21 protein-coding genes are annotated in these 21,624 nt (G+C 67.1%); 13 read left to right on the top strand and 8 right to left on the bottom strand.

Features of this window, described 5'->3' with window-relative positions; all coding sequences use genetic code 11:
• Nucleotides 1-19 precede the first annotated feature (19 nt).
• From RTI28_RS17735 to RTI28_RS17745, 3 genes are read left to right on the top strand one after another with little or no spacing between them, the layout of a single operon-like run.
• A complete protein-coding gene (locus tag RTI28_RS17735) occupies nucleotides 20-1,834 on the top strand; it encodes an ATP-binding protein (RefSeq protein ID WP_042120673.1) in 1,815 nt (604 codons plus the stop codon).
• Nucleotides 1,831-3,243, top strand: coding sequence for a sigma-54 dependent transcriptional regulator (locus RTI28_RS17740; RefSeq protein ID WP_316921673.1), 1,413 nt, complete (start codon nucleotides 1,831-1,833; stop codon nucleotides 3,241-3,243). The genes RTI28_RS17735 and RTI28_RS17740 overlap by 4 nt, the downstream gene beginning before the upstream one ends.
• Nucleotides 3,243-3,698 carry a YiiD C-terminal domain-containing protein gene (locus RTI28_RS17745; RefSeq protein WP_316921674.1) on the top strand — a complete coding sequence of 152 codons (456 nt, stop codon included), beginning with the start codon at nucleotides 3,243-3,245 and terminating at the stop codon, nucleotides 3,696-3,698. Before RTI28_RS17740 ends, RTI28_RS17745 begins: the two co-directional genes overlap by 1 nt.
• Here the strand turns inward: RTI28_RS17745 and cysQ are convergent.
• Both cysQ and nudE read right to left on the bottom strand, forming a co-directional pair.
• A complete protein-coding gene (gene cysQ, locus RTI28_RS17750) occupies nucleotides 3,687-4,514 on the bottom strand; it encodes a 3'(2'),5'-bisphosphate nucleotidase CysQ (RefSeq protein WP_316921675.1) in 828 nt (275 codons plus the stop codon). The genes RTI28_RS17745 and cysQ overlap by 12 nt on opposite strands.
• Nucleotides 4,511-5,077 carry an ADP compounds hydrolase NudE gene (nudE, locus tag RTI28_RS17755; RefSeq protein ID WP_316921676.1) on the bottom strand — a complete coding sequence of 189 codons (567 nt, stop codon included), beginning with the start codon at nucleotides 5,075-5,077 and terminating at the stop codon, nucleotides 4,511-4,513. Before nudE ends, cysQ begins: the two co-directional genes overlap by 4 nt.
• Before the next feature lie 73 nt (nucleotides 5,078-5,150).
• Between nudE and yrfG the strand changes: the two genes are divergently transcribed.
• Nucleotides 5,151-5,828: a GMP/IMP nucleotidase gene (gene yrfG / locus RTI28_RS17760; protein ID WP_316921677.1), complete on the top strand. Its 678-nt coding sequence runs from the start codon at nucleotides 5,151-5,153 to the stop codon at nucleotides 5,826-5,828.
• Between the two features lie 94 nt (nucleotides 5,829-5,922).
• Here yrfG and lysM read toward each other — a convergent pair whose 3' ends face one another.
• Nucleotides 5,923-6,360, bottom strand: coding sequence for a peptidoglycan-binding protein LysM (lysM, locus tag RTI28_RS17765; RefSeq protein ID WP_316921678.1), 438 nt, complete (start codon nucleotides 6,358-6,360; stop codon nucleotides 5,923-5,925).
• A gap of 82 nt (nucleotides 6,361-6,442) precedes the next feature.
• Between lysM and RTI28_RS17770 the strand changes: the two genes are divergently transcribed.
• The 3 genes from RTI28_RS17770 to RTI28_RS17780 all read left to right on the top strand — a co-directional run bounded on the left by RTI28_RS17770 (nucleotide 6,443) and on the right by RTI28_RS17780 (nucleotide 10,595).
• Complete coding sequence (locus RTI28_RS17770) at nucleotides 6,443-7,330, top strand: LysR family transcriptional regulator (RefSeq protein WP_316921679.1); 888 nt, start codon at nucleotides 6,443-6,445, stop codon at nucleotides 7,328-7,330.
• Nucleotides 7,331-7,425: 95 nt separating this feature from the next.
• The gene (gene fdhD / locus RTI28_RS17775; protein ID WP_316921680.1) at nucleotides 7,426-8,262 is read left to right on the top strand and encodes a formate dehydrogenase accessory sulfurtransferase FdhD; all 837 of its coding nucleotides are present in this window, start codon (nucleotides 7,426-7,428) and stop codon (nucleotides 8,260-8,262) included.
• Nucleotides 8,259-10,595: an FdhF/YdeP family oxidoreductase gene (locus RTI28_RS17780; RefSeq protein ID WP_316921681.1), complete on the top strand. Its 2,337-nt coding sequence runs from the start codon at nucleotides 8,259-8,261 to the stop codon at nucleotides 10,593-10,595. Before fdhD ends, RTI28_RS17780 begins: the two co-directional genes overlap by 4 nt.
• Nucleotides 10,596-10,733: 138 nt before the next feature.
• Here RTI28_RS17780 and tauD read toward each other — a convergent pair whose 3' ends face one another.
• Genes tauD through tauA form a run of 4 tightly spaced genes read right to left on the bottom strand, consistent with a single transcriptional unit; the run spans nucleotide 10,734 to nucleotide 14,206 of the window.
• Nucleotides 10,734-11,567 carry a taurine dioxygenase gene (gene tauD / locus RTI28_RS17785; RefSeq protein WP_316921682.1) on the bottom strand — a complete coding sequence of 278 codons (834 nt, stop codon included), beginning with the start codon at nucleotides 11,565-11,567 and terminating at the stop codon, nucleotides 10,734-10,736.
• 25 nt (nucleotides 11,568-11,592) lie between these two features.
• Nucleotides 11,593-12,423: a taurine ABC transporter permease TauC gene (gene tauC / locus RTI28_RS17790; RefSeq protein WP_316921683.1), complete on the bottom strand. Its 831-nt coding sequence runs from the start codon at nucleotides 12,421-12,423 to the stop codon at nucleotides 11,593-11,595.
• Entirely contained in the window at nucleotides 12,420-13,214 is a 795-nt protein-coding gene (tauB, locus tag RTI28_RS17795) for a taurine ABC transporter ATP-binding subunit (RefSeq protein WP_316921684.1), read from the bottom strand. Before tauB ends, tauC begins: the two co-directional genes overlap by 4 nt.
• 14 nt (nucleotides 13,215-13,228) lie before the next feature.
• Entirely contained in the window at nucleotides 13,229-14,206 is a 978-nt protein-coding gene (tauA, locus tag RTI28_RS17800; RefSeq protein WP_316921685.1) for a taurine ABC transporter substrate-binding protein, read from the bottom strand.
• 412 nt (nucleotides 14,207-14,618) lie between these two features.
• Between tauA and RTI28_RS17805 the strand changes: the two genes are divergently transcribed.
• The 6 genes from RTI28_RS17805 to RTI28_RS17830 are packed head-to-tail and all read left to right on the top strand — an operon-like array spanning nucleotide 14,619 to nucleotide 21,044.
• Nucleotides 14,619-15,860: an SfnB family sulfur acquisition oxidoreductase gene (locus tag RTI28_RS17805; protein WP_316921686.1), complete on the top strand. Its 1,242-nt coding sequence runs from the start codon at nucleotides 14,619-14,621 to the stop codon at nucleotides 15,858-15,860.
• Between the two features lie 22 nt (nucleotides 15,861-15,882).
• A complete protein-coding gene (locus RTI28_RS17810; RefSeq protein ID WP_316921687.1) occupies nucleotides 15,883-17,088 on the top strand; it encodes an SfnB family sulfur acquisition oxidoreductase in 1,206 nt (401 codons plus the stop codon).
• Entirely contained in the window at nucleotides 17,088-18,485 is a 1,398-nt protein-coding gene (locus RTI28_RS17815; RefSeq protein ID WP_316921688.1) for an LLM class flavin-dependent oxidoreductase, read from the top strand. The genes RTI28_RS17810 and RTI28_RS17815 overlap by 1 nt, the downstream gene beginning before the upstream one ends.
• Nucleotides 18,478-19,281: a MetQ/NlpA family ABC transporter substrate-binding protein gene (locus RTI28_RS17820; RefSeq protein ID WP_316921689.1), complete on the top strand. Its 804-nt coding sequence runs from the start codon at nucleotides 18,478-18,480 to the stop codon at nucleotides 19,279-19,281. The genes RTI28_RS17815 and RTI28_RS17820 overlap by 8 nt, the downstream gene beginning before the upstream one ends.
• 1 nt (nucleotide 19,282) lies before the next feature.
• Entirely contained in the window at nucleotides 19,283-20,410 is a 1,128-nt protein-coding gene (locus RTI28_RS17825) for a methionine ABC transporter ATP-binding protein (protein ID WP_316921690.1), read from the top strand.
• Nucleotides 20,400-21,044: a methionine ABC transporter permease gene (locus RTI28_RS17830; protein ID WP_316921691.1), complete on the top strand. Its 645-nt coding sequence runs from the start codon at nucleotides 20,400-20,402 to the stop codon at nucleotides 21,042-21,044. The genes RTI28_RS17825 and RTI28_RS17830 overlap by 11 nt, the downstream gene beginning before the upstream one ends.
• Nucleotides 21,045-21,123: 79 nt before the next feature.
• Here RTI28_RS17830 and RTI28_RS17835 read toward each other — a convergent pair whose 3' ends face one another.
• Nucleotides 21,124-21,579 (bottom strand): REP-associated tyrosine transposase, encoded by a 456-nt coding sequence (locus RTI28_RS17835; protein ID WP_316921692.1) that lies wholly within the window; start codon nucleotides 21,577-21,579, stop codon nucleotides 21,124-21,126.
• Between the last annotated feature and the right edge of the window lie 45 nt (nucleotides 21,580-21,624).

Here is a 21,624-nt window from a genome sequence, read left to right on the forward strand (position 1 = left end):
TCTGGCGCATTTTTTCGCGATGACCATGACCCCCAGCCTTCCCCGCCGCCCCCGCTGGCGCAGCCTCGCCCTGTTGGCCCTGTGCCTGGCGCCGCTGCTGTGGCCGCTCAAGCACCTCGCCGAACACTACTACCAGGAAGAACTGGCCAACCAGAACCGCCAGACCCTCGACCTCTACGTCGCCAACCTGCTCGGCACCCTGCACCGCTACGAAGCCCTGCCGCAGATCCTCGGCGACCTGCCGACCCTGCGCGCCGTGCTCGCCGACCCGCTGCGCCTGGAACACCAGACCAACGCCAACCGGCGCCTCAAGGACATCAGCGCGCAGACCGGCGCCGAAGTCATCTACCTGATGGACGCCAAGGGCAATACCCTGGCCGCCTCCAACTGGGACAAGAAAGACAGCTTCATCGGTCGCAACTTCTCCTTCCGCCCGTACTTCAGCGACGCCATCGCCGGGCGCCTGGGCCGCTTCTTCGGCCAGGGCACCACCTCGGCCAAGCGCGGCTACTTCTTCGGCGCGCCGGTGTGGGACAACGGCACGGTGATCGGCGTGCTGGTGGTCAAGGTCGATCTCGACCACACCGAAACCCTCTGGGGCAAGAGCCCGGAACAACTGCTGCTGACCGACAGCAACGGCGTGGTGGTGCTGACCTCGCGCCAGGACTGGCGTTTCCGCGCCACCCGCCCGCTGAGCGCGGAAGAACGCCAGGCGATCACCGCGATCCAGCCCTACCCGACCCAGGAACCGCGGCCGCTCAACCTCAACCGCCAGGCCTGGCTGGTGCAGACCCGCTCGATTCCGGAGACCGGCTGGGAAGTGAATATCCTCGCCCCGCGGGTGCTGGTGGATCGCTCGGTCAGCACGGTGATGGCAGTGGGCGGCGCCACCCTGCTGGTGGTGATGCTGCTGGTCGGCCTGGTGATGCAGCGGCGGCGTCACTACATGGACCGCATCGACTTCGAGGCCCGCGCCCGCCACGACTCGGAAAAGCGCGTGGCCGAGCGCACCGCCGACCTCGAAGGCCTCAACAGCCGCCTGAAAACCGAAGTGCTGGAACGCGAACAGGCCCAGCAGGAAGCCGCCCGCGCCCAGGACGAACTGGTCCAGGCCGGCAAGCTGTCGGTGCTCGGCACCATGTCGGCGAGCATCAGCCACGAACTCAACCAGCCGCTGGCGGCGATCCGCAGCTACGCAGAAAACGCCGAGGTACTGCTCGATCACCAGCGCATCGACGACGTCCGCGGCAACCTCAAGCTGATCAACGAACTGACCGGGCGCATGGCCTCGATCATCGCCCACTTGCGCGCCTTCGCCCGCCGCGACCGCCACGCCCCGGAGAGCGTGGCCCTGCAGCCGGCGCTGGATGACGCCCTGGCCCTGCTGGCCAAGCGGCGCCGGGCCATGGCCGTGGAGCTGGTGCGCGACCTGCCGGAAGCCACGCTGTGGGTCCAGGCCGGGGAAACCCGTCTGCGCCAGGTGCTCGGCAACCTGCTGGCCAACGCCCTCGACGCCCTGACCGAAAAGGCCAACCCGCGCAAACTGTGGATAAGTGCCGAGCGCCGCGAGGATTGCGTCTACCTGACGATCCGCGACAACGGCCCCGGCTTCACCAGCCAGGCCCTGGCCCGCGCCCGCGAACCCTTCTTCACCACCAAGACCCGCACCCAGGGCCTTGGCCTGGGCCTGGCGATCTGTGACACGCTGATGCGCGCCCTGGGCGGCGAGCTGCTGCTGGCCAACCACCCGGAAGGCGGCGCACTGCTGACCCTGCAACTGCGCGTGGCCAAGCCCGGCGCCAATCTTCAGACTTCGGAGGACCTCTCGGCATGAGTGCAGAGCCCCTGATCGACAGCCGCACCCAGGTGATCCTGGTCGACGACGACCCGCACCTGCGCCAGGCCCTCAGCCAGACCCTCGACCTCGCCGGCCTGCGCGTGCTGCCGCTGAGCGACGCCCAGGGCCTGGCCCGGCGCATCGAGGCCGACTGGCCCGGGGTGGTGGTCAGCGATATCCGCATGCCCGGCATCGACGGCCTGCAACTGCTGGAACAACTGCACGGCCAGGACGCGGAACTGCCGGTGCTGCTGATCACCGGTCACGGCGACGTGCCGCTGGCAGTGCAGGCGATGCGCGCCGGAGCCTATGACTTCCTGGAAAAACCCTTCGCCAGCGATGCCCTGCTCGACAGCGTGCGCCGCGCCCTGGCCCTGCGCCGCCTGGTGCTGGATAACCGCAGCCTGCGCCTGGCGCTGAGCGATCGCCAGGAATTGAGCGGGCGCCTGGTCGGCCAATCGCCGGCGATCCAGCGTCTGCGCGAACAGATCGGCGCCCTCGCCGCGACCCGCGCCGACGTCCTGATCCTCGGCGAGACCGGCGCCGGCAAGGAAGTGGTGGCGCGCGCCCTGCACGACCTGTCGGGGCGCCGCGACGGCCCGTTCGTGGCGATCAACGCCGGCGCCCTGGCCGAGTCGGTGGTGGAAAGCGAGCTGTTCGGCCACGAACCCGGCGCCTTCACCGGCGCGCAGAAGCGCCGTATCGGCAAGTTCGAATTCGCCAACGGCGGCACGCTGTTCCTCGACGAGATCGAGAGCATGAGCCTGGACGTCCAGGTCAAGCTGCTGCGCATGCTCCAGGAGCGGGTACTGGAGCGCCTCGGCGGCAACCAGCAGATCCCCTTGGATATCCGCGTGATCGCCGCGACCAAGGAAGACCTGCGCCAGGCCGCCGACCAGGGCCGCTTCCGCGCCGACCTGTATTACCGCCTGAATGTCGCGCCGCTGCGCATCCCGCCGCTGCGCGAACGGGGCGACGACATTCTCGTGCTGTTCCAGCACTTCGCCGATGCCGCCAGCGAGCGCCACGGCCTGCCCGCGCACGCATTGCAGCCGGCGCAGCGCGCCATGCTGCTGCGCCACGCCTGGCCGGGCAACGTGCGCGAACTGCAGAACGCCGCCGAACGCTTCGCCCTCGGCCTGGAGCTGGCCCTGGATGGCCAGGTGGACAGCCCCAGCGCGGCGCAGGAGCTGCCGCCGGCCCACGGCAACCTCAGCGAGCAGGTCGAACATTTCGAGCGTTCGCTGATCGCCGCCGAACTGGCCCGCCCGCACGGCTCCATGCGCAGCCTCGCCGAAGCCCTCGGCATTCCGCGCAAGACCCTGCACGACAAGCTGCGCAAGCACGGCCTGAGCTTCGCCGACAGCAACGCCAGCGCCACCGATGACCTGGAGGAAAGCCGTTGATGAGCAGTGCCAGCCACTACCTGGAAAGCGTTCTGCATCGGGACATCCCGCTGACGCACGAGATGGGCATGCAGGTGCTCGACTGGCAGGCGCAACGCCTGCGCCTGCGCCTGCCGCTGGCACCCAACGTCAACCACAAGAGCACCATGTTCGGCGGCAGCCTGTACTGCGGCGCGGTCCTGGCCGGCTGGGGCTGGCTGCACCTGCGCCTGCGCGAGGCCGGCATCGACGACGGGCATATCGTCATCCAGGAAGGCGCGATCAGTTATCCGCTGCCGGTCACCGGCGCGGCCATCGCCGTGTGCGAGGCGCCGGAGGAGAAAGTCTGGAAGCGTTTCGTCAGCACCTACCAGCGCCATGGCCGCGCACGCCTGAGCCTGCATACGCGGATCTTCAACGAAGACGCCGAGGCGCCCGCCGTCGAGTTCGACGGGCAGTACGTCCTACATCGCTGAGGCAAGGGCCAGCAGCTTGCCGCGCCACGGGGCGGCGGCAGGCAGGCCGAGGAAGAACGGATTGAGCAGGGACTCACGCGGCGGATAGGCGAACACCTCGCCATCCAGCCCGAGGACTTCGCCGCCCGCCCCTTCCAGCACGCCCTGGGCCGCCGCGGTATCCCACTGCGAGGTCGGCGCCAGGCGCGGATAGCAATCGGCGGCGCCCTCGGCGAGCAGGCAGAACTTCAGCGAACTGCCGATATTGGCCAGTTGCAGCTCACCCAGCGCCTCCCCGAGCCCCGCCAGCAGGCGCTCCTGCTGCGGGCTGGAATGCCGGCGGCTGGCGACCACGGTGAACGACTCCCCAGCCGGCGGCGCCAGGCGCACACGGATCGGCTCGACGCTGCCGTCGGCCTCGGCACGCCAGGCGCCGATACCCTGCCCGCCGTAGTAGCAGCGACCGTTGACCGGCATCGCCACCACGCCGAAGACCACCCGGCCCTGCTCGACCAGGGCGATGTTCACGGTGAACTCGTCGGTACCGGCGATGAATTCCTTGGTCCCGTCCAGCGGGTCCACCAGCCACCAGCGCTGCCAGGCCTGGCGCTGCTGCAGGGGGATCTCGCAGTCTTCCTCGGACAGCACCGGGATCTCGGGCGCCAGGGCCTTCAGGCCGTCGGCGATGACCCTGTGCGCGGCGAGGTCGGCGGCGGTGACCGGCGAGGCATCGGCCTTGGCCAGCACCTCGACGTCGGCGCGCCAGAACGGCAGGATCGCCGCGCCGGCGTGACGGGCCAACGCCACCACGTGAGGGATCAGGTCGACGTCGTTCATACCGGGAACACTCCACGCTGGGTCAGCAGGTCGCGCACCAGGTACAGCGCCGCCAGCGCCCGCCCTTCGGAGAACTGCGGGTGCTGGGCCAGGGCCGACAGCTCGCGCAGGCTGACGCGATCGACGCGCATCGGCTCCGGCTCGTCGCCTGGCAGGTGTTCTTCATACAGGTCGGTGGCCAGCACCACCTGGATCTTCTGGCTCATGTAGCCCGGCGACAGCGACAGCTCGGTGATGTGCTCCAGCTGGTTGGCGCCGAAGCCGGCCTCCTCCTTCAACTCGCGGTTGGCCGCCGCCAGCACGTCTTCGCCCGGCTCGATCAGGCCCTTGGGCAGGGACAGCTCGTACTCGTCGGTGCCACCGCAGTATTCCTCGACCAGCACGGCATGCTCGCTGTCGAGCATCGCCACGATCATCACCGCGCCGTAACCGTTGCCGCGCCCGACCAGGCGTTCGTAGGTGCGCTCGACGCCGTTGGAAAAGCGCAGCTGCACGGCTTCGACACGGAACAGGCGGCTGCTGGCGACGATTTCGCTGGAAAGGACGGTGGGTTTCTGGCGCATGAGGGGGCGGCTCCTTGGCGGTAACGGGGTACTATACCGCCCACGACAGCCTGACCGAACGAGAATCTTGCACATGCCTGCCCTTGCCTGGCGCGACATCGATACCGTCCTGCTGGACATGGACGGCACCCTGCTCGACCTGCACTACGACAACCACTTCTGGCTCGAACACCTGCCGCAGCGCTACGCCGAACACCACGGCATCAGCCGGGCCATGGCCGAGCTGGAACTGCAGCCGCTGTTCGAACGCAACGCCGGCTCGCTGAACTGGTACTGCCTGGACTTCTGGAGCGCCGAGCTGCAGCTGCCGGTGCGCGAACTGAAGCTGGAAACCGCCAACCTGATCGCCCTGCGCCCGGACGCCGACACCTTTCTCGCCGCCGTGCGCGCCGCCGGCAAGCGGGTGATCCTGATCACCAACGCACACCGTGATTCGCTGTCGCTGAAGCTGGAGCGGGTGGCCCTGGCGCCGTATTTCGAGCGGATGATCAGTTCCCACGACTACGGCTTTCCCAAGGAGAACCCGCAGTTCTGGAGCGCGTTGCAGGCCGATACCGGCTTCGACCCGGCGCGCAGCCTGTTCATCGACGATACCCTGGCGATCCTGCGCAGTGCCCGCACCTTCGGCGTCGCCCACCTGCTGGCGGTGCGCCAGCCGGACAGCCGCAAGCCTGCGCGCGATACCGAGGAATTCGCGGCGCAGGAAGACTACCGGGTGCTTCTTGAAGGACTGAACGCAAAACTCCCGTAGGAGCGTGGCTTGCCCGCGAAGGACCGCGCTAGCGGTCCCTGATCACGGTGAGGTCCGGGACCGCGTTGCGGTCCTTCGCGGGCAAGCCACGCTCCTACGGAATCCGCAGCGACTGCCCCGGATAGATCTTGTCCGGATGGCTCAGCATCGGTTTGTTCGCTTCGAAGATCTTGTTGTACAGGTTGGCGTTGCCATAGACCGCCAACGAGATGGCGCTGAGGGTATCGCCCTGCTTCACCACCACGAACTGCGCCGCGGCGGCGATCGGCCCGGTCACGACGATCTGGTCGTCCACCGAGGCCACGCCGGCGATATTGCCCAGGGCCAGGAGAATCTTCTCCTTCTCTTCCTGACTGCCCACCTCGCCCGTCACCGTGACCGTGTCGCCATTGACCGTGGTCTGGATATTGGGGTTGCCCAAGCCCACCTTCGCCACGTGATCCTTGAGCTGTTCGCCGGCATTGGCATTGCCCGGCGTCAGCAGATCGATGAGTTTTTCTCCTGCTTCTTTCACGAAACTGAACAGACTCATGTCGCTCTCCCTTTCAAAGGAATCTCGGAGCCCAAAGTCTAGGACAGGTTAGAATGCCCCGCCCGCCAGCCCCGAGACGACGATGGACATCAAACAGCTGAAATTCCTCATCGCCCTGGACGAAACCCGCCACTTCGGCCAGGCCGCCGCGCTGTGCCACGTGACCCAGCCGACCCTGTCGATGCGCCTGCGCAACCTGGAGCGCGAGCTGGGGCTGGAGCTGGTCAACCGCGGCCAGCGCTTCGAAGGCTTCACCGCCCAGGGCGAGCGGGTGCTGGCCTGGGCCCGCGCGGTCCTCGCCGCCTACGACGGCCTGCAGGCCGAGGCCGCCGCCTGTCGCGGGCACCTGGCCGGGACCCTGCGCCTGGGCATGGTGCCGCTGTCCAGCTTCGATCCGCTGCCGCTGCTGCAACGCCTGCACCGCCAGCACCCGGACCTGGCCTTCGAGCTCAGCGCACTCAGCTCCGAGCAGATCCTCGAACAGCTCACCAGCAACCGCCTCGACCTCGGCCTGTCCTACCTCGAACGCCTCGATCAGGAGCGCTTCGAAGCCCTGCCCCTGGGCGAATCGCGCATGGGCCTGCTGTACGACCCGGCGCACTTTCATTTCGCCGACGCCCCGCTGCACTGGCAAGCCCTGGCCGAACTGCCGCTGGGCCTGCTCACCGCCGGCATGCACTTTCGCCAGTCGGTGGACCACAACTTCCACAGCCGCGGCCTCGTCCCGCGCCTGCTGCTGCAGACCGATGCCGTCCATCAGTTGGTCCAGGCGGTGCATGGCGGCCTGTGCTGCGCGGTGATGCCGCTGGGCAGCGGCCTCGAGGCGGTCACCGGCGGGCTGCGCCTGCACCCCATCGAACAGGCCAGCACCCTGGCCCCGCTGGGTCTGATCATGCGCCGTACCGCGCCGCGTTCGGCACTGGCCGAAGCCTGCCTGGCCGAGTACCGGAAACTGCTCGACGAAGCATGATCGACGGGGTCTATCAAGACATCGGTACAAGCGATTAGACGATACCCGAGCACAGGCCTAGGCTAAGGACTGATCAGCCCCTCGGGTACCCCTAAATGAGCAGCAAACCACCGGTTTGCGCGGCTTCCACGACCCTGGAAGCCCCTGCCGCCAGCGTGCGATACGAGTACAGCCAGCTAGAAGATTGCGCCCCCGCCAGCGCCGACCTCGCCGAGGAAGTGGCCCTGGCCATCGCCTACAACGGCATCAGCCAGGCGGTGATGCTGGTCAGTCCCACCGACCTCGACGACTTCGTGGTCGGCTTCAGCATTGGCAGCGGCATCGTCGACAGCGCCGACGACCTCTACGACATCAAGCTGGCCGGCAGCGGTTCGGCCCTGCACGCCCAGGTGGAAATCGCCAGCCGGGCGTTCTGGAACCTCAAGACCCAGCGTCGCCAGCTGGCCGGCACCAGCGGTTGCGGGCTGTGCGGCGTCGAAGCCGTGGAGCAGGCCCTGCCCGAGCTCAAGGTACTGCCCGGCGCGCCCTTGCCGCCCGCCGCATGGCTGGCCGGCCTGCGCCAGCGCATCAGCGCCTTCCAGCCCCTCGGCCAGCACTGCGGCGCGGTGCACGCGGCGCTGTTCATGGACGCGACCGGCGAACTGCTGCTCGGCCGTGAAGACATCGGCCGGCACAACGCCCTCGACAAGCTGATCGGCGCCCTGGTCCGCCAGCGCATCGACACCCGTGGCGGCCTGGCCATCGTCACCAGCCGCTGCAGCCTGGAACTGATCCAGAAAGTCCTGCGCGCCGGCATCCAGACCCTGGTCAGCCTGTCGTCGCCCACCGGCCTGGCCCTGCAGTGGGCCCGCCGGCACAACCTGAACCTCATCCACCTGCCGCAACACAGTGCGCCACGGGTCTACAGCCCGGCGCGGGAGAAGCGATCGTGAGCCTGCATCATCAAGCCGACCAGAAACCCGTTCCGCGCTACCAGCCCTACCACGGCGCCGCCGGCGGCTGGGGCGCACTGCGCAGCGTGGCGCAGGCGTGGATCGGCAGCGACAACGCCCTGAAGAACATCCGCGCCCTGCTCAAGACCAACCAGAACGGCGGCTTCGACTGCCCCGGCTGCGCCTGGGGCGACTCGCCGGAACACGGCATGGTCAAGTTCTGCGAGAACGGCGCCAAGGCGGTGAACTGGGAAGCGACCAAGCGCCGCGTCGACCCGGCCTTCTTCGCCCGGCACAGCGTCACCTCGCTGCTTGGCCAGAGCGACTACTGGCTCGAATACCAGGGCCGCCTGACCGAACCGATGGTCTACGACCCGGCCAGCGACCGCTACAAGCCGATCAGCTGGGACGAGGCCTTCGCCGTCATCGCCGGGCACCTCAAGGGCCTCTCCAGCCCTGATCAGGCCGAGTTCTACACCTCGGGCCGGGCCAGCAACGAGGCGGCCTACCTGTACCAGCTGTTCGTCCGCGCCTACGGCACCAACAACTTCCCGGACTGCTCGAACATGTGCCACGAGGCCAGCGGCGTGGCCCTCGGGCAGAGCGTCGGGGTCGGCAAGGGCACGGTGACCTTCGATGACTTCGAGCACGCCGACGCCCTGTTCGTCTGGGGCCAGAACCCCGGCACCAACCACCCGCGCATGCTCGAACCGCTGCGCGAAGCGGTGAAGCGCGGCGCCCAGGTGGTGTGCATCAACCCGCTGAAGGAACGTGGCCTGGAACGCTTCCAGCACCCGCAGCACCCGATCGAGATGCTGACCAACGGCGACCGCCCGACCAACACCGCGTTCTTCCGCCCGGCCCTCGGTGGCGACATGGCGATGATGCGCGGCATGGCCAAGTTCCTCCTGCAGTGGGAGCGCGAAGCCCAGGCCAACGGTAGCGAGCCGGTGTTCGACCACGCCTTCATCGCCGAGCACACCGCCACCGTCGACGAGTACCTGGCGGTGGTCGATGCCACCCCGTGGGCGCAGATCGAAGCGCAATCCGGCCTGCCCCGCGGCGAGATCGAACTGGCCGCGCAGATGTACGTGAAAGCGAAGAAAGTCATCATGTGCTGGGCCATGGGCATCACCCAGCACCGCCATTCGGTGCCGACCATCCAGGAAATCGCCAACCTCATGCTGCTGCGCGGCAACCTCGGCCAGCCGGGCGCCGGCCTGTGCCCGGTGCGAGGCCACAGCAACGTGCAGGGCGACCGCACCATGGGCATCAACGAGCGTCCGCCGGTGGCGCTGCTCGACTCGCTGGAGCGGCATTTCGGCTTCCCGGTGCCGCGCCACAACGGCCACAACACCGTCGAGGCGATCCACGCCATGCTCGAAGGCCGGGCCAAGGTGTTCATCGGTCTGGGCGGCAACTTCGCCCAGGCCACCCCGGACACCGAGCGTACCGCGCAGGCCCTGCGCAACTGCGAGCTGACCGTGCACATCAGCACCAAGCTCAACCGCAGCCACCTGGTCCATGGCAAGCAGGCGCTGATCCTGCCGTGCCTGGGCCGTACCGATATCGACCAGCAGGGCGAAGGCCCGCAGGCAGTGACCGTGGAAGACTCGTTCAGCATGGTCCACGCCTCCAACGGCCAGCTGAAACCGCTGTCGCGGCACATGCGTTCGGAGCCGGCGGTGATCGCCGGGATCGCCGCGGCGACCCTGGGCAAGCATCCGGTGGACTGGAACTGGCTGATCGCCGACTACGGGCGTATCCGCGACCTGATCATGCACACCATCCCGGGCTTCGAGCAGTTCAATGAACGGCTGCAGCATCCGGGGGGCTTCTACCTGGGCAACAGCGCCGGCCAGCGCATCTGGAAGACCGCCAGCGGCAAGGCCAACTTCAAGGCCAACCGCCTGCCCGACGACCTGCTCCACGAAGGCGTGCGCGCCAGCGGCCAGTTGCCGGACCTGATCATGCAGTCGATGCGCTCGCACGATCAGTACAACACCACCATCTACGGGCTGGATGACCGTTACCGCGGGGTGAAGGGGCAGCGCAACGTGCTGTTCGCCAACGAGGCGGACATCATCCGCCTGGGCTTCAACCCGGGGGACAAGGCCGACATCGTCTCGCTGTGGGGGGATGGCCTGGAGCGCCGGGTGAAGGGTTTCACCCTGCTGGCCTTCGATATCCCGGCGGGGCAGGCGGCGGCCTACTATCCGGAGGTGAACCCGCTGGTGCCTCTGGAGAGTGTCGGCGATGGCAGCCATACGCCGACGTCGAAGTTCGTGGCGATCCAGTTGAAGCCGGCTACCGCTGAAGCCCGAATCATCTAAAGGTCACAGAGAGCGGTGTGGGAGCGGATTCATCCGCGATTGGCTGCGAAGCGGCCATAAAACCTGAGTCCCGATTGTGTCAGACAAACTCGGGACTCAGGTTCTACGACGGCTGCGCCGCCGATCGAAGGTGCACCATTAGAAGGGCACATCCCCCAGGATCGTCGCCCGGTGCATCACCCGCCGCTGCGGCCGGTAATCATCCACCGCGTAATGCTGCGTCACCCGGTTGTCCCAGAACGCCACATCATTCTCCTGCCAGCGCCAGCGAATGGTGAATTCCGGCCGGGTCGCATGGGCGAACAGCAGCTTCAGGATCGCCTCGCTCTCCTGCTCGCTCAGCTCGTTGATCCGGGTGGTGAAACCATCACTGACGAACAACGACTTGCGCCCGCTCACCGGGTGCGTGCGAATCACCGGATGGGAAATCGGCGGGTTGGCCTTGCGCGCCGCTTCCCAGCGCGCCAGGTCTTCCGGGGTACTGCCGAAGCGCGCCAAGGGGAAGGACTTGGTGAAGTCGTGGGTCGCGGTGAGCCCCTCCAGCAACTGCTGCAACGGCGCCGACAACGCCTCGTAGGCCGCGATGCCGCTGGCCCACAGGGTGTCGCCGCCATACGCGGGAAGCTGCTTGGCCGCCAGCACCGCACCCAGCGCCGGGGTCGGCAGGAAGGTCACATCGGTGTGCCAGATGGCGTTGTCGCGCACGTCGGTGACGGCGGTATCCAGCACCAGCACCTGCGGGGTTTCCGGCACGTTGGGATAGATCGGATGGATATGCAGGTCGCCGAAGCGCGCGGCGAAATCGGCCTGCTGCCGCGGGGTGATCGCCTGCTCACGAAAGAACAGCACCTGGTGCGCGAGCAGGGCCTGCTCGATGGCATCGCGGGTGTCGGCGTCGAGCGCGCGGCTCAGGTCCACGCCACTGATTTGGGCACCGAGCGCGGGGCTCAGCGGGGTAATGATCAGGCTCATGTCTGTCTCACTAAATGAATGCGTTTCAGTGGCTCTGGCCGTGCCACGGCACCAGCTTGCGCTGCAGGGCACGCAGGCCCATTTCCAGGGCGAAGGCGATCAGGGCGATGACCAGGATGCCCAGCACCACCACATCGGTGACCAGGAACTGCGCCGCCGACTGGACCATGAAGCCGAGGCCGCTGGTGGCGGCGATCAGCTCGGCGGCGACCAGGGTCGACCAGCCCACGCCAAGGCCGATGCGCACACCGGTGAGGATGTCCGGCAAGGCACTGGGCAGGATCACATGGCGGATCAGCTGCACCCTGCTCGCCCCCAGCGACTGCGCGGCGCGCAGCTTGGCCGGGTCGACGGTGCGCACGCCGGTGGCGGTGGCGATGGCGATCGGGGCGAAGATCGCCAGGTAGATCAGCAGCACCTTGGACAGCTCGCCGATGCCGCACCAGATCACGATCAGCGGCAGGTAGGCCAGCGGCGGGATCGGCCGGTAGAACTCGATCAGCGGGTCGAGGATGCCGCGGGCGATGCGGTTGTGGCCGATGGCGATGCCGATCGGGATCGCGGTGAGGATCGCCGCGCCCAGGGCCAGGCCGATGCGGCCGAGGCTGGCACCGAGGTGCTGCCACAGGGTCGATTCCATGTAGCCCTGGGTCAGCAGCACCCAGGCCTTGCCCAGCACCGCTTCCGGCGAGGGCAGGAACAGCGGCTCGATCCACTCCGCCGCGGTCACCAGCCACCACAGGGCGAGCAGGCCGCCGAGGGTCAGGCCGCTGATCCAGCGGGTGCTCAGGCTACGGCGCACACGCGGTACGCCGACGCCGGGTTTTGCCGTTACCGGCAGGTCGAGGCTGCTCATGCGAACTCCTGCCGCCCGGCGGCGCTGCGTTGCGAAAAGACCCGCGCCAGCACGTGCTCGCGGGTTTCGATGAAACGGGGATCGGACTTGATCGAACGCGCCGACTCGCCGGCCGCGTAGCGCTGGCCGAAGTCCAGCTGCAGGCGCTCCACCACCCGCCCCGGATTGGGCGCGAGAAGGACCAGGTCGGTAGCGAGAAAGACTGCTTCCTCGATGTCGTGGGTGATCAGGAACACCGGTTTGGCGGTGCGCTGCCAGACCTGCAACAGCAACTCCTGCATCTGCTCGCGGGTGAAGGCATCGAGGGCGCCGAACGGCTCGTCCATCAGCAGCACCCGCGGATCGGCGGCCAGCGCCCGGGCCAGGCCGACGCGCTGTTTCTGTCCGCCGGAGAGTTGCCAGATACGCCGTTCGGCGAAATCGGCGAGGTCCACCAGGACCAGCATTTCCCGCGCCTTGCGCTCGCGCTGGGCCCGCGGCACGCCGGCCAGTTCGAGGCCGAAGGCGACGTTGGCCAGCACGTCCTGCCAGGGCAGCAGGGCATCGTCCTGGAACACCACGCCGCGCTCGGCGCCCGGCCCTTGCACCGGCACCCCGTCGAGGGTGATACGCCCGGCGCTGGGGCTGACGAAGCCGGCGATCAGGTTGAGCAGCGACGTCTTGCCGCTGCCGGAAGGGCCGAGGGCCACCAGCAATTGCTGCGGGCCCAGGCTCAGGGAGATGTCGGCGAGCACCGGGGTGGCGGCGCCGGGGTACTGTGCGCTGATGCGCTCCAGCTGTAGCAGGGCCATGACGACTCCGGGACTCAGTTGGTGATGAATTTCGCGCTGACGTACGGCGAGTAGTCCGGCAGCACCGCCTCGACCTTGCCCTGCTCCTTGAGGAACTTCGCGGTCTCGGTGATCGCCTGGGTGGTCGGCGCGCCGAGGGCGGCGACCTGGTCGGCGGCCAGCGGGAACACGTTGCCCTGCAGCAGGCCGGGGATGTCGCTGGTCTTGGCGCCGGACAGCTTGGCCAGCTTGTCGACGTTGGCCTTGTCCGCCAGCCAGGCTTGCGGGTCCTTGCGATAGTCGGCGTAGGCGTCGAGGGTCACCTTGGCGAAGGCCTTGACCACCTCCGGGTGCTTGGCGGCGAAGTCCTTGCGCACGATCCAGGCGTCGAAGGTCGGCGCGCCTTTCTGCGCCAGCTCGCCGGAGGTGATCAGCACCTTGCCGTTTTCCTTGGCCACGCCCAGGGCCGGGTCCCAGACGTAGGTGGCGTCGATGTCGCCGCGCTTCCAGGCGGCGGTGATCGCCGGTGGCGCGAGGTTGAGGATCTGTACCTTGGCCGGGTCGATGTTCCACTGCTTCAGCGCGGCCAGCAGGCTGTAGTGGCCGGTGGAGACGAAGGGCACGGCGACTTTCTTGCCGACCAGGTCCTGCGGCGAGGCGATGCCGGCGCCGTCACGGGCGACCAGGGCTTCGGCGGCGCCGATCTGGGTGGCGATGAGGAAGGTTTCCACCGGCAGCTTGCGGCTCGCGGCGGCGGCCAGCGGGCTGGAACCGAGGTAGCCGATCTGCACGTCGCCGGAGGCGACGGCGGTGATCACGTCGGCGCCGTTGTCGAATTTGCGCCAGTCGATGCTGGCCTTGCTGGCCTGCTCGTAGCGGCCATCGACCTGGGCCACCTTGGCCGGGTCGACGGTGGTCTGGTAGGCCACGGTGAGGTCAGCGGCCTGCACGAACATGGCGGCACCGGCCAGGGCCAGGGCGGAAAACAGGCGCAACGGGGCGAAGAAGGTCATGGGTGGACTCCTGGCGGGCGGGTTCGTGTGGTGAGTGGTTGAAAGATTAATTGATCTAAGAAAATAGAAATAAATAACTTTTTCGAATTAGGTTAGGTCCACAAATTTTGGGGCCGCTTTAGCGATGCCGCGTCAACCGCTGTAGGAGCGTGGCTTGCCCGCGAAGGACCGCGCAGCGGTCCCGGACCTCACTGATATCTGGGACCGCTACGCGGTCCTTCGCGGGCAAGCCACGCTCCTACGAGTTCTCGGGCTCCCGAACCCACTGTTGATCCTGTGTTGCCCAACCAACAACCCGATTTCTATTCATATTCCCAATCGTTAGTTCAAATAATTTTTATACACGATTACGGTATATGAACCGGACCACCGGACCCCATTGCACCACCGCCATCCCACAATGAGGTCAGGTATGTCCAATCTCGCCACCACCACCGTCCACAGCGATCTGGACACGGCACCACTGCTGCTTCCCGCCAAGGTCCTGCGCAGCGATGCCGAAGCCATCACCGCCGCCCATGAACTGGCCGCCAGCGCCCGCCTGCAGGCCGGCAAGCGCGACCAGCAACGCAAACTGCCGTGGGCCGAAGTCGAGCAGTTCACCCGCAGCGGCCTGGGCAGCATCAGCATTCCCCGCGAATACGGCGGTCCCGAGGTGTCCTTCGTCACCCTCGCCGAGGTCTTTCGCATCGTCAGCGCCGCCGACCCGGCGCTGGGCCAGATTCCCCAGAACCAGTTCGGCCTCCTGCAGATGCTCCGCGGCGCCGCCAGCGAACGGCAGAAACAGGTGCTGTTCAAGTCGGTACTGGACGGCTGGCGCATCGGCAATGCCGGGCCCGAGCGCGGCACCAAGAACACCCTGGAACTCAAGGCACGCATCGTCCGCGAGGGCGACACCCACGTGATCAGCGGCCAGAAGTTCTATTCCACCGGCGCCCTGTTCGCCCATTGGGTCGCAGCCAAGGCGCTGAACGAGGAAGGCCGTCAGGTCATCGCCTTCATCCGCCGCGCCAGCCCGGGGCTGCGCATCGTCGACGACTGGTCCGGCTTCGGCCAGCGCACCACCGCCAGCGGCACCGTGCTGCTCAATGAAGTACCGGTGGACGCCGAACTGGTGGTGGAGAACTGGCGCCTCGGCGAAACCCCGAATATCCAGGGCTCGGTGTCGCAACTGATCCAGGCCGCCATCGATGCCGGGATCGCCGAGAACGCCATCGCCGACGCCATCGCCTTCATCCGCGAACGCGCCCGCCCCTGGGTCGATGCCGGCGTCGAAAAAGCCGGTGACGATCCCTACGTGATCGCCGATATCGGCCGCCTGCAACTCGAACTGCACGCCGCCCAGGCCCTGCTGGTCAAGGCCGGCAAGGTGCTCGACGAAGTCAACGCCGCGCCGGTGGATGCCGCTTCCGCCGCCCGCGCCTCGATCGCCGTGGCCGAAGCCAAGGTGCTGACTACGGAAATTTCCCTGCTGGCCAGCGAGAAGCTGCTGGAGCTGTCCGGCAGCCGCGCGACCCTCGCCGAATTCAACCTCGACCGCCACTGGCGCAACGCCCGGGTGCACACCCTGCACGACCCGGTGCGCTGGAAGTACCACGCGGTGGGCGCGTACCACCTCAACGGCACCCTGCCCGCCCGGCATTCCTGGATTTGACCAGACCACTGGAGCCCGTCTCATGAGCCATGTTTCCCTTCCGCACTACAACGTGCCGGTGATCGCCGACGACGCCCAGGCCCTGGCCGTCGCCGAACGGATCGCCGGACAACTGCAGCAGGACAGCATCCTGCGCGACCGCGAACGGCGCCTGCCGCATGCCGAACTGGAGCTGTTCTCGCGCTCCGGGCTGTGGGGCATCAGCGTGCCCAAGGCCTATGGCGGCGCTGGCGTGTCCACGGTCACCCTGGCCAGGGTGATCGCCCGCATCGCCCAGGCCGACAGCTCGCTGGGGCAGATCCCGCAGAACCATTTCTACGCCCTCGAAGTGCTGCGGGTGAACGGCACCGAGGCGCAGAAACAGCGCCTGTATGCCGAGGTCCTGGCCGGTGTGCGCTTCGGCAATGCCCTTGCCGAACTGGGCACCAAGACCGCCAACGAACGCACCACCGCCCTGACCCGCGACGGCGACGATTTGCGCATCAACGGCCGCAAGTTCTACGCCACCGGCGCCCTCTACGCCCAGCGCATCCCTACCTCGGTGGTGGATGAGCACGGCGTGCAGCAACTGGCCTTCGTGCCCGCCGACAGCAGCGGCCTGAAGGTCATCGACGACTGGAGCGGCTTCGGCCAGCGCACCACCGGCAGCGGCTCGGTGCTGTTCGACAACGTGCGGGTCGCGAGCGACGACGTGGTGCCGTTCCAGAGCGCCTTCGAGCGCCCGACCCCGGTCGGTCCGCTGGCCCAGATCCTCCACGCCGCCATCGACACCGGCATCGCCCGCGCCGCCTACGAGGATGCCCTGCACTTCGTGCGCACCCGCACCCGACCCTGGATCGACGCCGGCAACGACAAGGCCAGCGAAGACCCGCTGACCCTGAAGTCCTTCGGCCACCTGGCGATCCGCCTGCACGCCAGCGAAGCCTTGCTGGAGCGAGCCGGCGAGTTCCTCGACCGTGCCCAGGCCGACGCCAACGCCGACAGCGTGGCCGCCGCCTCCATCGCCGTGGCCGAGGCCCGCGCCATCAGCACCGAGATTTCCCTGGCCGCCGGCAGCACCCTGTTCGAACTGGCCGGCAGCCAGGCCACCCTGGCCGAGCACGGCCTCGACCGCCACTGGCGCAACGCCCGCACCCACACCCTGCACGACCCGGTGCGCTGGAAGTACCACGCCATCGGCAACTACTACCTGAACGAGCAGAACCCGCCGTTGCGGGGGACCATCTGATGGCGAAGAAGAAGATCCTCCTCAACGCCTTCAACATGAATTGCGTCGGCCATATCAACCATGGCCTGTGGACCCACCCGCGGGATACCTCGAGCCAGTACAAGACCCTGGAGTACTGGACCGACCTGGCGAAACTGCTGGAGCGTGGGCTGTTCGACGGGTTGTTCCTGGCCGATATCGTCGGCGTCTACGACGTCTACCAGCAGTCGGTGGACGTGCCGCTGAAGGAGTCGATCCAGCTGCCGGTGAACGACCCGCTGCTGCTCGTCTCGGCGATGGCCGCGGTAACGCAACACCTGGGCTTCGGCCTTACCGCCAACCTCACCTACGAGCCGCCGTACCTGTTCGCCCGGCGCCTTTCCACCCTCGACCACCTGAGCCGTGGCCGGGTCGGCTGGAACATCGTCACCGGCTACCTGGACAGCGCCGCCAAGGCCATGGGCCTCGATGAACAACCCGAGCACGACCGCCGCTACGACCAGGCCGACGAATACCTGGAAGTGCTCTACAAGCTGTGGGAAGGCAGCTGGGAAAACGACGCGGTGATCGAGGACCGCCAGCAGCGCATCTACGCGCGGCCGGACAAGGTGCACAAGGTTCGTCACCACGGCGAGTTCTACAAGGTCGAGGGCTACCACCTCTGCGAGCCGTCGCCGCAGCGCACGCCGGTGCTGTTCCAGGCCGGCGCTTCGGAACGCGGCCTGGGCTTCGCCGGGCAGCATGCCGAATGCGTGTTCATCAGCGGCCAGACCAAGGCCGCGACCCGCGCCCAGGTCGACAAGGTGCGCGCCGCCGCCGTGGCGGCCGGCCGTGATCCAGAGGCGATCAAGGTGTTCATGGGCATCACGGTGATCGTCGCCGCCAGCGAGGAGGAAGCCCGCGCCCGGCATGCCGAATACCTGCGCCACGCCAGCGCCGAAGCCGGGGTGGCGCACTTCTCCAGTTCCACCGGCATCGATTTTTCCGCCTACGCGCTGGACGAGCCGATCCAGTACGTGAAGAGCAATGCCATCCAGTCGGCAACCAAGCATTTGCAGAACAACGACTGGACCCGCCGCCGCCTGCTCGAGCAGCACGCCCTGGGCGGGCGCTACATCACCCTGATCGGTGCGCCGCAGCAGATCGCCGACGAGCTGGAAAGCTGGATCGCCGAGACCGGCCTGGACGGCTTCAACCTGGCCCGCACCGTGACCCCGGAAAGCTACGAAGACTTCATCGACCTGGTCATCCCCGAGCTGCAGAAACGCGGCTCGTACAAGACCGCCTACGACCACGGCAGCCTGCGCCAGAAGCTGTTCAGCGCCGGCACCGACCACCTGCCCGCCGACCATCCCGGCGCCAGCTATCGCCACGCAACCCAAGACACCCAACCGACCGGAGCGCTCCAGCATGCTTAAGACCCTCTTTGCCCGCCCCGTGGCGGCCCTTGCCCTGACCCTCGGCCTGGCGGGCGCCAGCCAGGCCGCCGATGCCCTGAAGGTCGGCACTACCGCCGCCTTCGCCGCGCCACTGGAAGCCGCCGTTTCCGAAGCGAAGAAACAGGGCCTGCAGGTCGAACTGATCGAGTTCACCGACTGGATCGCGCCCAACGTCAGCCTGAATGCCGGCGACATCGACGTGAACTTCTTCCAGCACATCCCCTTCCTGGAAAACGCCAAGGCCGCCGGCGGCTTCGACCTGGTGCCCTATGCCCCGGGGATCATCAACAACGTCGGGCTGTATTCGAAGAAGTACAAATCCCTCGACGAACTGCCCAAAGGCGCCACCGTGGCCATCGCCAACGACCCGATCAACAGTGGTCGCGGCCTGCAGCTGCTGGCCAAGGCCGGGCTGATCACGCTCAAGCCGGGGGTCGGCTACAAGGCCACCGAGGAAGATATCGTCGCCAATCCGAAGGGGATCAAGATCCTCCAGGTCGAGGCCGTGCAACTGGTGCGTGCCTACGATGACGCCGACCTGGTGCAGGGTTATCCACACTACATCCGCCTGGCCAAGACCTTCGAGGCCGAGTCGGCGCTGCTGTTCGACGGCATCGACCACAAGGAATACGTGATCCAGTTCGTCATCAAGCCGAAGAGCAAGGACGATCCGCGCCTGGCGAAATTCATCGATATCTACCAGCACTCGCCGGTAGTCCGCGCGGCCCTCGACAAGACCTACGGCACGCTCTACCAGCCGGGCTGGGAGAGCTGAGATGAGTACCGCCAACGCCCGCGTGGCGCTGGATGCGCCACCTGTTGCCGAGGTCCGACCGGCCCGGCAGCGGGCCTTGCATCCCGAGCTGAACAGCGCCCACGTGCGCTTCGTCGGCCTGCACAAGACCTACCCGGGGCAGGACGCCCCGGCCCTGGCCGATATCGACCTGAACATCCAGCACGGCGAGATCTTCGGCATCATCGGCCGCAGCGGTGCCGGCAAGTCGTCGCTGATCCGCACCATCAACCGCCTGGAACAACCCAGCGGTGGACGGGTGCTGATCGACCAGGTGGATATCGCCGAGTACGACGAAGACAAGCTGGTCGGCCTGCGCCGGCGCATCGGCATGATCTTCCAGCACTTCAACCTGATGTCGGCCAAGACCGTGTGGCAGAACGTCGAGCTGCCGCTCAAGGTGGCCGGAGTGGCGAAGGCCGAGCGGCGACGCAAGGTCGAGGAACTGCTGGAACTGGTCGGGCTGCAGGAGAAGCACCACGTCTATCCGGCGCAGTTGTCCGGCGGGCAGAAGCAGCGTGTCGGCATCGCCCGCGCGCTGGTGCATGACCCGGCGATCCTGCTCTGCGACGAAGCCACCTCGGCGCTCGACCCGGAAACCACCGAGTCGATTCTCGAGCTGCTGCGCGACATCAACCGGCGCCTGGGGCTGACCATCATCCTGATCACTCACGAAATGGCGGTGATCCGCGATATCTGCCACCGCGTGGTGGTGCTGGAGCGTGGGCGCATCGTCGAGCAGGGCGAGGTCTGGCAGGTGTTCGGCAATCCTCGGCATGAGGTGAGCAAGACCCTGCTGGCGCCATTGCAGCCGGCATTGCCGGCTTCGCTGCTGGCGCGCCTGCTGCCGAGCGCGCCGGAAACAGGGGCGGCATTGGTGCTGCGTTTGCGTATCAGCGGGGAGGATCGCGAGGCGCCGGACCTGGCGGCGCTGTTCGCCGCGCTGGGTGGGCGGGTCAGCCTGTTGCAGGGCGGCATCGAGCCGATCCAGGACCGGGCGCTGGGGCAACTGGTGATTTCCGTGGCCGGCTCGCCCCATGGGCATGACGAAATCGTCCAGCGCGCCCGGCACTGGGCGGCGCAGGTGGAGGTGCTTGGCTATGTGGTTTGATCGTTTGTTGCAGGGGGTGATCGACACCCTGCTGATGGTCGGCGTGTCGTCGCTGATCGCCTTGCTGGTGGGGATTCCGCTGGCGGTGATCCTGGTCACCAGCGGCAAGGGCGGGATCTTCGAGGCGCCTGGCGTGAACCGGGTGCTGGGGGCGTTCGTCAATCTGTTCCGTTCGATTCCGTTCCTGATCCTGATGGTGGCGTTGATTCCGTTCACCCGCCTGATCGTCGGTACTACCTATGGTGTGTGGGCGGCGGTGGTGCCACTGACCATCGCGGCGACGCCGTTCTTCGCACGGATTGCCGAGGTGAGCCTGCGCGAGGTGGATCATGGCTTGATCGAGGCGGCGCAGGCGATGGGCTGCCGGCGTTGGCATATCGTCTGGCACGTGTTGCTGCCCGAGGCGCTGCCGGGGATCGTCGGCGGGTTCACCATTACATTGGTGACCATGATCAACTCGTCGGCCATGGCCGGGGCGATTGGTGCGGGTGGGCTGGGGGATATTGCCTATCGGTATGGGTATCAGCGCTTCGACAGCCAGATCATGCTGACGGTGATCGTCATGCTGGTGGTGCTGGTGGCGTTGATCCAGGTGAGCGGGGACCGGTTGGCTCGGCGGTTGAACAAGCGCTGAGTCAGCGAGATTCCGGATTCAGGTTTTATGGCCGCGTTGCGGCCAATCGCGGATGAATCCGCTCCCACGCCGACCGCGTTTACAGCCAGATCGCATCCCAGTGGGGGTAGTCACCGACCTTACTGACCAGTCCGGCTCTCAAGGGGTTGGCAATGATGTAGCGTGCCACAGCGCGCAGATCCTCTTCCCGGCGTAGCGCACGGTCGTGAAATCCGGATTGCCATAAACGCCCGCGAGAATGGCGGGCTCTATTGATGTGCAAGGCGCTGCGAGCCTTGAAACGCCGCATCAGGACATCGAGTGTGATCTCGTTCAATTGCACCAGCCAGTGAACATGGTCGGGCATCACTACCCAGGCGAGCGATTCAACTGCACCTTCGGTTTGTGCCGCGCGGAGCTGTTGGACAACCAGACGGGCCAGTTTTAAATCACCGAAAAGCGGTTCGCGGTCCCTGACCACACAAGTCAGAAGATACAAGCGCCCACGTTCGGAATAGCGGCCTATGCGCAGGCGTTCGGAGGCTGGATAGGGCATGGGGACATCCTTGAAAAGTGAATTCTCAAGGTAGTTCGGTGAACG

The sequence above is a fragment of the Pseudomonas sp. zfem002 genome (assembly GCF_032621685.1).
Classification (GTDB): domain Bacteria; phylum Pseudomonadota; class Gammaproteobacteria; order Pseudomonadales; family Pseudomonadaceae; genus Aquipseudomonas; species Aquipseudomonas japonica.